We start from the raw sequence: 9003 nt of genomic DNA, 5'->3' as shown, positions 1-9003 counted from the left end.
TGAAAAAAATCTTCCTGAATTATTTGATTTTCAGGAAAATGAGGAAATTTTTCCCTGAAAAAACTTACCGCTTTTTCAGCATAGTCGAGGAAAAAAATATTTGTAAATCCTTTATCAAACAAATAGGCAGCCTCGTAGCCAAAGCCACCTCCCGGCATCAGTATCTGAATGGATTTTTGTGTAAGTTGATCGAAATAACGTGTCAGGGCAGGTACTGCATAACCTACATCCCAGCCCGGATTGCCCGCTTGCTGGTATCTTTTATTCCAATAATCCGGACTGAGTTTTTCTGCCATTTTTTTAAAATGGCAAATTTATTTGTTTCCTGAAAATTATTATGCCTTATTTATTTGCGTATCATTCAGAAAGCAGATTGCAAACCTGAATAGGTCTTTTCTTTGACCTGTCATTATTGTCGATTGATTATCAGTTTACAACTAAATTAGAATATTTTTCTCAAGCAATGTAAGCACAGGAGTAAATAAAAATTTTGCCGCTGAACAGGATTAGGAATTAAGGCAATATTTTTGCCCCGAAATGCCCCTATGCTTGATTTGACAAACGGAAAAGAAGGGAAATTAATCATCCGGTTTACCATGCCGATGTTGATTGGAAATGTATTCCAGCAACTTTACAACGTGGTGGACAGCATCATTGTGGGCAAATTTATCGGGAAAGAAGCCCTGGGTGCAGTAGGGGCGGCATTTCCGGTTATTTTCGTTTTGATTTCCTTCGTTGTCGGAATTGCCTCCGGCTCTACCATTATCATTTCACAGTATTATGGGGCGAAACAATTTAACAACATTAAAAAAGCCATCGACACCATCTTTATTTTCCTCTTTTTTGCTGCGCTGGTCATTACTGCAGCAGGCCTTTTGCTTAGCCGGTTTATTTTTATGGCTATCGGCCTTCCTGAAGTCGTTATCCCGCAGGCTACCTTGTATCTTCAGGTCTATTTGTCTGGAATCATTTTGTTTTTTGGTTACAATGGTGTAACTGCCATTCTGCGTGGACTTGGTGATTCACGTACACCCCTCGTTTTTCTTATTATTTCAACGATCATGAACATCCTGCTCGACCTCTTGTTTGTATTGGTTTTCGGTTGGGGAGTTGCCGGTGTCGCTATTGCTACTGTTATTTCGCAGGGAGGGGCTTTTATCACCTCCGTCATTTATCTGAACAGGACACATGAAATTATAAATCTTAGGTTCAGAAACCTGATTTGGGACAGGGAAATATTTAAAAAATCGATTCAGATAGGTTTGCCCTCCGGCTTACAAATGACCTTTGTTTCTTTGGGTATGATGGCGCTATACGGTATTGTAGCTTCTTTCGGAACCGATGTGGTGGCCGCTTTCACCGTTGCCAGCCGTATTGATTCTTTTGCCATGCTGCCGGCCATGACTTTTGCCATGGGTTTATCCACCTTTGTCGGACAGAATATGGGTGCCCAAAAGCCTGAAAGGGTCAGAAAAGGGTATCAGGTTACCTTGCTGATGACTACCCTTATTTCTGTATCTGTAACCATTCTGGTCATTTTTTTCAGTCATTCTTTAATGGCACTCTTTACCTCTGATCCGGTGGTGATTAAAAAAGGCATTGATTATCTGGTGATTGTCAGCAGTTTTTACCTGCTTTTCAATATGATGTTTATCTCCAACGGGGTGATGCGCGGGGCAGGCGACACCCTTATTCCCATGTTGATTACCTTGCTTTCCCTTTGGCTGGTAAGAATTCCTTTCTCATGGGTACTTTCAAAGGCTATTGGAATTAATGGTGTATGGTGGGGAATTCCACTGGCCTGGGGGATAGGGGCTCTTTTTTCCTTCATTTATTATCAAAGCGGAAAATGGAAAAGAAAAGTGGTGGTTAATTATGTGGAAGAGCCTGAAGTCCCTGAGCTGATTTAAACTTTAGTTTTTAATACACCTGACTGCAAAGCCCATATCACGCGTAAAAGAGTAATAGTACTTGTAAATAATTGGCTCTCCGTAAGTAATATAAATTCCCATGGCAACATCTGTTTCGTATGGCGTTGAAGTCCACCAGTAAGCAAAGTTTCTGTTGAAGTTAATATATTTCCCCTTTTTCGTCCTGTAACCCATGGGTAAAGCAGTAAAGCCGGTTTCGTTGGTAGCCCCTTTGTTGGGCGAACGCCAGTGAGCCGTACCAGCTTCCTTGATTTTACCGCCTGCCACCATGTATCCGCCAAGATAATCGATCAGTGTTTGCCATTCTGTTTCGGAGGGGAGGTGCCATCCGTCAGGACAGACTTTGTTGGCGGTTTCCCAATCATACATTCTGCCATAAACCGGAACCAGTGAAATACTGTCTCTTGGTGCCCATGCATTGACAGGCTCGCCTTTTGGTGTTTTTGTAACACGCAGATTCTCAGCCATCCACACCTGTGTCCCTATTTTTACCGTTTTATAGACATTGCCATCAATGTCTTTAACGGTTTGACTGTATCCGGTTCCTGAAGAAACTAGTATTATTATCAGGAACAAAACAATGAAGTTTTCTGATTTCATATAGTGTCATTTTAAATTTTATTAAAAAATTGTTCTAAAACAGCCAGTTTGTGCCGATATAAACCCCCAGTTTACCATCCTGTGGGTCGAGGGCTTTACCGACATTGGCTGAGATGACAAAATTTTCATTCAGGGCGATATGAAGCCCGCAGCCTAAGGTGAAATGGAATTTTTCTTTGCTACCTGTCACGTAATTTGAGGCGACCTCATCCAATGGAATTTTTGATTCATCAAGCCCGATGAGCTGAACAACCCTGCCGGCATCAAAAAACGGATTTAAAGCGACATAAAGGTTCTGATTACCGATTTTTGTCCGGATGAATTTCCATCTGAATTCAAAGTTACCGTACAAAATTCCATCTCCGACCAATCTGTCGCGGAGAATGCCTCTGAGTGATTTTGCTCCACCAAGTCCTTCAACTATGGTGACTGCTGAAAAAGAGCTGAACATATAAGGCTGACTGTAAAAGGGTGCTTTGCCAAGCAAAGTTCCCTGATAGCCAAGGCGGTAAACAAAGGTCAGCTGTTTGGGTAATATGGTGAAATACTGCCGATGGGTAAACACAACTTTGGTAAAGGCATTTTCATTATTTCCGAGAAATGACGGAGCCATCATAAAGAAGAGCTCTGTCCAGATTCCTTTTGACGGGTTAGCTTCAATATCGCGGGTATCGTAAATGACTCCGGCTTTTATCAGTTGCTGATGTCCGCCATCGGCTTCATTGGCTGGAATGACACCCCATTTGACATATTTATCGTAAAGAAGCTCAGTATCGGGGAGTTGTTTTGCCGGGTCTCTTCCACGGTTAAGTTTTTCAATATCAACTGTTCCCATCTTATAGTTGAAAAAAGCGATACCCCCAATCCACCTGAGTTTCCCGGGTATCAGCTGCCCCTGAAAATCGCAGGTAAACCTGATCATTTTTCGCTCCATCCGGTAAAACATTCTTGAAATGTAATCTGAGCTGGAATCGTCAGCAAAATCAGGATTAAAATTTACTACAGCTCCATTAAAGCCATAAAAGTCGAGGGCTTTTTCGGTGAGGTAACTCAGATCGGCAGTCAGCCTGATTTTCTTATCTTTAAACAGATTTTCAGAGTCAAAAAAAAGTTGATTGGTTCCGGAACCTTTGGTGTACCTCGATATTTCCATTCTGAACATCTTATGGTATTTGGGATAAGTTTTTCCATCCTTAAAATCAAAGACACTTACCAACCCGCCATATTGAAAACCAAGGTCTGAATTATAGGATATTGTTGGCAACAGCCCGAAAGTATAGCCCGTTTTAATGACTTCTTCCTTGTTTTGGGCAAACAACTGAAAACAACTAATGGTGAATAACAGAAAAAACAATTTTCTTGATTTCATAATCAGTAATTTAAGAGGTTAATAACTGTTATAACTTACGATTTCATCTTTTGATTTTCTGATTTTATCCCTTAAACGATAATCTTCAGGAGCATATCCGAGGCTGATCAGAATACCGATTCGTTTATGTTTGGGGATATTTAATAACTTTTTGATTTTCTTTTCATTAAACCAACCTATCATGCAACTTCCCAATCCGGTTTCGGTCGCCTGAAGGCAGATATGTTCGGCAATAATGCCAATGTCAATCAATGGAAATTCTCTTTTTTTGATGGTTGCGCCCGCCTGTGTAATCAGTTTGGGTTTTTCGATCACTATAACCAGAATAACAGGTGCTTCGAGCAGAAACCTGTTAAAATAAACTATGCTGTCGAAGGTTGCAAGTGCCACTTTTTTCAGTAATTCAGGCTCATTGACCACAATAATATGCCAGGGCTGGGAGTTGCTTGCAGAAGGTGCCAAACGGGCTGATTCGAGAATCAGGTTGAGTTTTTCAGGTTCCACATCCCGTGGAAGATATTTCCTGACACTTTGCCGTATTTTGACTAACTCGCTGAAATTCATATTATGGTGTAAATCCTTTTAAAATCAGAGCCATTGAAATTCCCATATAATTACCGATTGCATAGCCGACAATTCCTACCATGATACCAACAATAATAATTTCCTTGTTTTTTAAAGCCCCTGCTACTACGGGGACGAAGGGGGGAGAACAGGTCAGAGCAGTCGAAACAATCAGTACATTGTCCACATCTATTTTAAAAATGGCTGAAAGCAGGACATGAATAAAAAGAGAACCGATTACGACCATTGCGATAAAGGAAAACAAATAGATGTCGGTCAGATTCATTTTGGCAATATCGGCCATTGAAGCAACTATAATACTGAAAATCAATATGAAATACATACCGAGGTCAAAGGAAGTATGCAACTTGTGGATGTTGGGCAGAAAGGAAACTGCCAGTGAAAGGGTGGTGATAGAGAGGATAATGACCAGCATCAGCGATTCTTTCGGGAACAACTGGCTGATTCCGAAGGAGATGGCAAAAATAACGATTGATATTCCAAATGAAATAAGTGTACGGATGAGGTTTATCTTGTCAAAAGCCCGTAAATAATCAGTCCCCTCATTTTTTATGTTTTCTTCATCTGTATAAATTCCTACCGGTTTATAGGGTGGAAGAATAAACCCAAAGAACTTTTGGCCAAATGTCATCACAATCAGCAGAAAAACAGCACCGATCGCCATGTCGTAGGTGTGTGTCATGATATAAGTTTCTGGTTTAACATCCAGTGCAGTGGCGATAGAAGCCAGATTTGGAGTACCACCGGTGTAAACACCGACCAGCATACCGCTTACCTTATTTGCTTCATCAATATGCTTCCCAAACAGAAAATAACCTGAAACAATGGGTAAAATGACCGAAATGATTCCAAGAATCAGGGAAATAACGGTCTTTCCGGAAGTTTTAACCCACTGTCTGAAATTGGAGGTAATCAGCAGTAAAGGCAATGCCAGCGGAATGATAACACTGACGAATGTGTCCTGAATATTGTAAACATTTTCCGGAAGTATTCCGATATTTCCGATAATCAATCCGGTGATGTATGCGATGATGATAGCTCCGATTTTATTGATAATCTTATTGTTGCGGCATAAAATCAGAATGAGTGCAGGTACAAACAGGTAAAAGAGAATCAGCAGGATGACTGTCATAATTTAACTTTCTGATGGTTGATTATTTAATTTTATAGAGTCCTATGAATTCACTTTCATCATTGGTCGAAATAAAGAGGAAAAGATAAGGAGGTACAACATTGGCAGCTGAGATAAAGCCCACACCGGTAAATTTATCTGAAAATATCTGAGGTTTGGAAAAAGGCTCCGACAAAGATTTCCGGGTTGATTTATAAATGATTGAATTTGAAGTCAGGAAAAGAGACAGCTCATCTGCCGAAAGCCAGCTGGATAAGGGACTAATATCATTGTTAAGAATTTTTAATTCTTCCGGGTAGCGAAAGACAAATTTTCTTTCTTTTCTCACGGAATACATGATTTTGTTATCTCTGATCCAATAAATCCTTAGTCCATCGGCAGAAAGGAAAGGGTATGCATCTGCCACGTCTTCCTCATTTATTTCGCCCATCAGCCGCGGCTTTCTGTATGACTGGCTTTTGGCATCAAACTCAGCAATGACCAGCTCATTTTTATTCCAATCATCTTCCGTTGTAATGGTAAAGATTAAAACCTGCTCATCTTCCGTGAGGCTGATTTTACCTGAAAAACGGTTGCCTTCCGGAACTTCGACCGGATAGGAGGCAATTTGTTTCAGCTTCAGGTTGTAAACATTGATGATTCCTTTTCCTTCAGGAGTTATCTCAGGTAAATAATATTTTTTACCATCTTTTGAAACCTGTCCGGGACTAATTTCACTGTCATTGCTGGCTTTAATACTACCGATGTACTTAAAGCCTTCAATTTTCTTATAATTGCCCTCCTGTGCAAACAAGACAAGCGGAATAAGCATCAGCAAAGCGAAGATTTGTTTCATATAATTCATTTTTAGTTGGTTACCATCCATTTTTCGATTTTGCCTTTCTCACGGGGAATGACTGTCGGAACGGGCGGTTGATAGGTAATATCAAGCTTTGATATGTTCCCGTTTTTATCCATCTTAAGAAGTATGGATTGATAAGGCATGAAGCGAAGCGTATATTCTTTGGTTTTTCCTGCAAAACTGATTTGAATTTTTCTTTCAATGGTTTTTTCTGTGAACGATTGTCCGTAATCAAGCGGAAAACTGATGGTTTTCGTAAGCGGGTGAGCAAAGAAAAGATACAGATTGCTGCCATCTGTTCGGCTCCAGAATTCGGGAATATCTTTTCCGCTGACGAGTGGTTTAATTTTTTTCAGGAATAATTCTTCATTAGAATAGTAGTTTTTAAGTCTGGTTATTTGTGCGAAAATTTCATGATAGCCTGAATGTTTCACCATGCCGGGTTCTTTTGGAGGCTGTTTGAAGAAAACAGGAAGTCCTTTTTCGGCAAAAGCCAGAATGCTTTTCAGACTGTTGTATTCCATGTAGGCCACATCTATGTAAAGTCCTGAAAATGTTTGATTCCCGTTGTGCAGCAAGCCGTATTTTACTTTTGAATTTTGTAAAAAACTTCCGTTTACCCACATTGGATTAAAGTTTCTGGTCTGATCCGGAATTTCGACATAGCGCATTTCATATTCTCCCCAAGCCCATTTGAATTGCTTTTCAATGGGTAATTCTGCTTTCATCCAGGCGTCTTCCTGCGGGAGGTAAAGAGCCAGTGTGGAATAGGTTCTGCCGGTTCGCATGTATTGTGAAACCTTTGTCAGGTATTGGTTAAAGGGTTTAATATCAGCGGATAGTTTTCCTGTTTTTCCGAGGTGAACCGAGGCGTAAAACTGTATGGTATCGGTGTCGTTGATGGTAAAAGGTTTTCCATGCCAGAAAATCTGATTGACGCCATTGGCAAACAGGGCATCGGCAAGTAATTTCAGGTCGGCAGTGTTTTCCTGCCGGATATGGTCGGAAGGCCAGCCGTAAAGACAGGTAAAGGTTTCGGAGCTGATAATATTTTTACCCGAAAGGGCTGCTGAAGAAGCAACGATTCTGGAAAAATGCGGTTCAAACAAAAGAGCTTCAGTTTCCGGAATGTCCGGAATACTGTATGCCTGCATGATATCACAGGGTGCACCGGCACATTGCCCGCGGCTCAAAAAACCGTGGGCATTCAGCAGGCTGTCATACTGCCTGTAAAAGCGAAGGGTAAGTTTGCTGATTAGTTTCATGTAATCATAATAATAACCTGCGTAAGCTTCTGAATAAATTGAGTCCATATATGGCTGAATATCATAGCCGTATTCCAGAAAAAACATTTTTTCAAAATCTTTTGTCCAGAGTTTTCTGGTTTCAACTTCCCACGAGTCGATGAAACAGGCATTTTGATTGGGGCGGGCTGGTTTGGGTAGAAATTTCAACATCCTCATGGCATATTTTTCAAAGGCCTCCGGATTGAAATGATCGACCACAAGGCCTTTAACGGGGTATTCCCATGAGGCCGTTATTTCCTGATGCCATAAAGAATCCCCGTAACGCATGACAGCCTCTTCCGGTCTGACTTTAGAATCTCCGAACGGCCAGAGCGTACCAAAAGTAAAGTCAACGGCAAGGCCGATTTTTTCAGCATAATCTCTTGTAAATGCCACAATTTCAGCAAGTTCTTTACTCTGCCATGGCTGGCGTGGAGTAATGTTGACCGTATCTCTTTTAAGCCTGTTTAATGGATAAACCCAGGCTATTTCGACCCCACCAAAACCATTCTCTTTTAGCCAGTCGAGGTTTTGCTGAATGTCTTTTTGATGAACAACAGAAGCGAACCACCACCAGCGCGCCCATGGTTTTGCTGTTGAATATTGATTTTCAGAATGAAGATTGGTCTGCTGTGTACAGCCTGAAAATAATACTGAAATGAATAAAACTATGCCTAAGGTTAAAATTCGTTGGTTCAAGCTGAGAATCGGTTAATTTGAAAGTTCGAAGGTAAAGAAAGTTTTAATATTGAATCTGAAATCTTACAGATGATTTTTACTATCATTGCAAAAAATTTAATGATGAAAGCAATCTATCTGGATTATAATGCTACCACTCCTGTAGATCAACATGTTACAGAGATTGTAAATCATGTTTTGACGAACATTTACGGCAATCCTTCTTCAGCTCATGAATACGGAAGACAGGCAAAATGGTATATTGAAAATGCCAGAAAGCAGCTTGCCCGGCTCATTGGTGCCCATGCATCCGAAATCATTTTTACCAGTGGAGGAACCGAATCAGATAACCTCGCAATAAAAGGTACTGCACTGAAATACAGGTCAGAAGGAAATCATATCATCATCAGCAGCGTTGAGCATCCGGCTGTTGATGAGTGTTGTTTGTGGCTGAAGGACAATGGCTTTCGTATCAGCCGTATTCCTGTTGACCAATATGGAAGACTTAATCTTGAGGCATTGCGCAGCGAAATTTGTTCTGAAACCATTCTGGTGAGTGTCATGCATTCCAACAATGAAGT

9 protein-coding genes are annotated in these 9003 nt (G+C 40.7%); 2 read left to right on the top strand and 7 right to left on the bottom strand.

Features of this window, described 5'->3' with window-relative positions:
* On the bottom strand, positions 1-296 hold a 296-nt coding region (locus tag GX437_12425; GenBank protein NLJ08460.1), incomplete at its 3' end, for an SAM-dependent methyltransferase.
* 249 nt (positions 297-545) lie between these two features.
* Here GX437_12425 and GX437_12420 point away from each other — a divergent pair.
* Positions 546-1910, top strand: coding sequence for an MATE family efflux transporter (locus GX437_12420; protein NLJ08459.1), 1365 nt, complete (start codon positions 546-548; stop codon positions 1908-1910).
* 3 nt (positions 1911-1913) lie between these two features.
* On the opposite strand, the gene GX437_12415 is transcribed toward GX437_12420, so the two are convergent.
* From GX437_12415 to GX437_12390, 6 genes are read right to left on the bottom strand one after another with little or no spacing between them, the layout of a single operon-like run.
* Complete coding sequence (locus GX437_12415) at positions 1914-2531, bottom strand: hypothetical protein (protein ID NLJ08458.1); 618 nt, start codon at positions 2529-2531, stop codon at positions 1914-1916.
* Between the two features lie 34 nt (positions 2532-2565).
* Positions 2566-3900 (bottom strand): BamA/TamA family outer membrane protein, encoded by a 1335-nt coding sequence (locus tag GX437_12410; GenBank protein NLJ08457.1) that lies wholly within the window; start codon positions 3898-3900, stop codon positions 2566-2568.
* Positions 3901-3918: 18 nt separating this feature from the next.
* Positions 3919-4464, bottom strand: a complete 546-nt coding sequence (locus GX437_12405; GenBank protein ID NLJ08456.1) for an NAD(P)H nitroreductase — start codon at positions 4462-4464, stop codon at positions 3919-3921.
* 1 nt (position 4465) lies between these two features.
* The gene (locus GX437_12400) at positions 4466-5617 is read right to left on the bottom strand and encodes a DUF819 family protein (protein NLJ08455.1); all 1152 of its coding nucleotides are present in this window, start codon (positions 5615-5617) and stop codon (positions 4466-4468) included.
* A 22-nt stretch (positions 5618-5639) separates the two neighbouring features.
* Positions 5640-6452, bottom strand: coding sequence for a hypothetical protein (locus tag GX437_12395; protein ID NLJ08454.1), 813 nt, complete (start codon positions 6450-6452; stop codon positions 5640-5642).
* Positions 6453-6463: 11 nt separating this feature from the next.
* On the bottom strand, positions 6464-8443 hold the full coding sequence (locus tag GX437_12390; protein ID NLJ08453.1) for a hypothetical protein: 1980 nt from the start codon (positions 8441-8443) through the stop codon (positions 6464-6466).
* A gap of 99 nt (positions 8444-8542) precedes the next feature.
* Between GX437_12390 and GX437_12385 the strand changes: the two genes are divergently transcribed.
* The coding region (locus GX437_12385; protein ID NLJ08452.1) for an aminotransferase class V-fold PLP-dependent enzyme at positions 8543-9003 on the top strand (461 nt) is incomplete at its 3' end.

It is taken from the genome of Sphingobacteriales bacterium, assembly GCA_012517435.1.
Lineage (GTDB): Bacteria > Bacteroidota > Bacteroidia > CAILMK01 > JAAYUY01 > JAAYUY01.
This window is presented reverse-complemented; position numbering and strand designations above follow the sequence as displayed.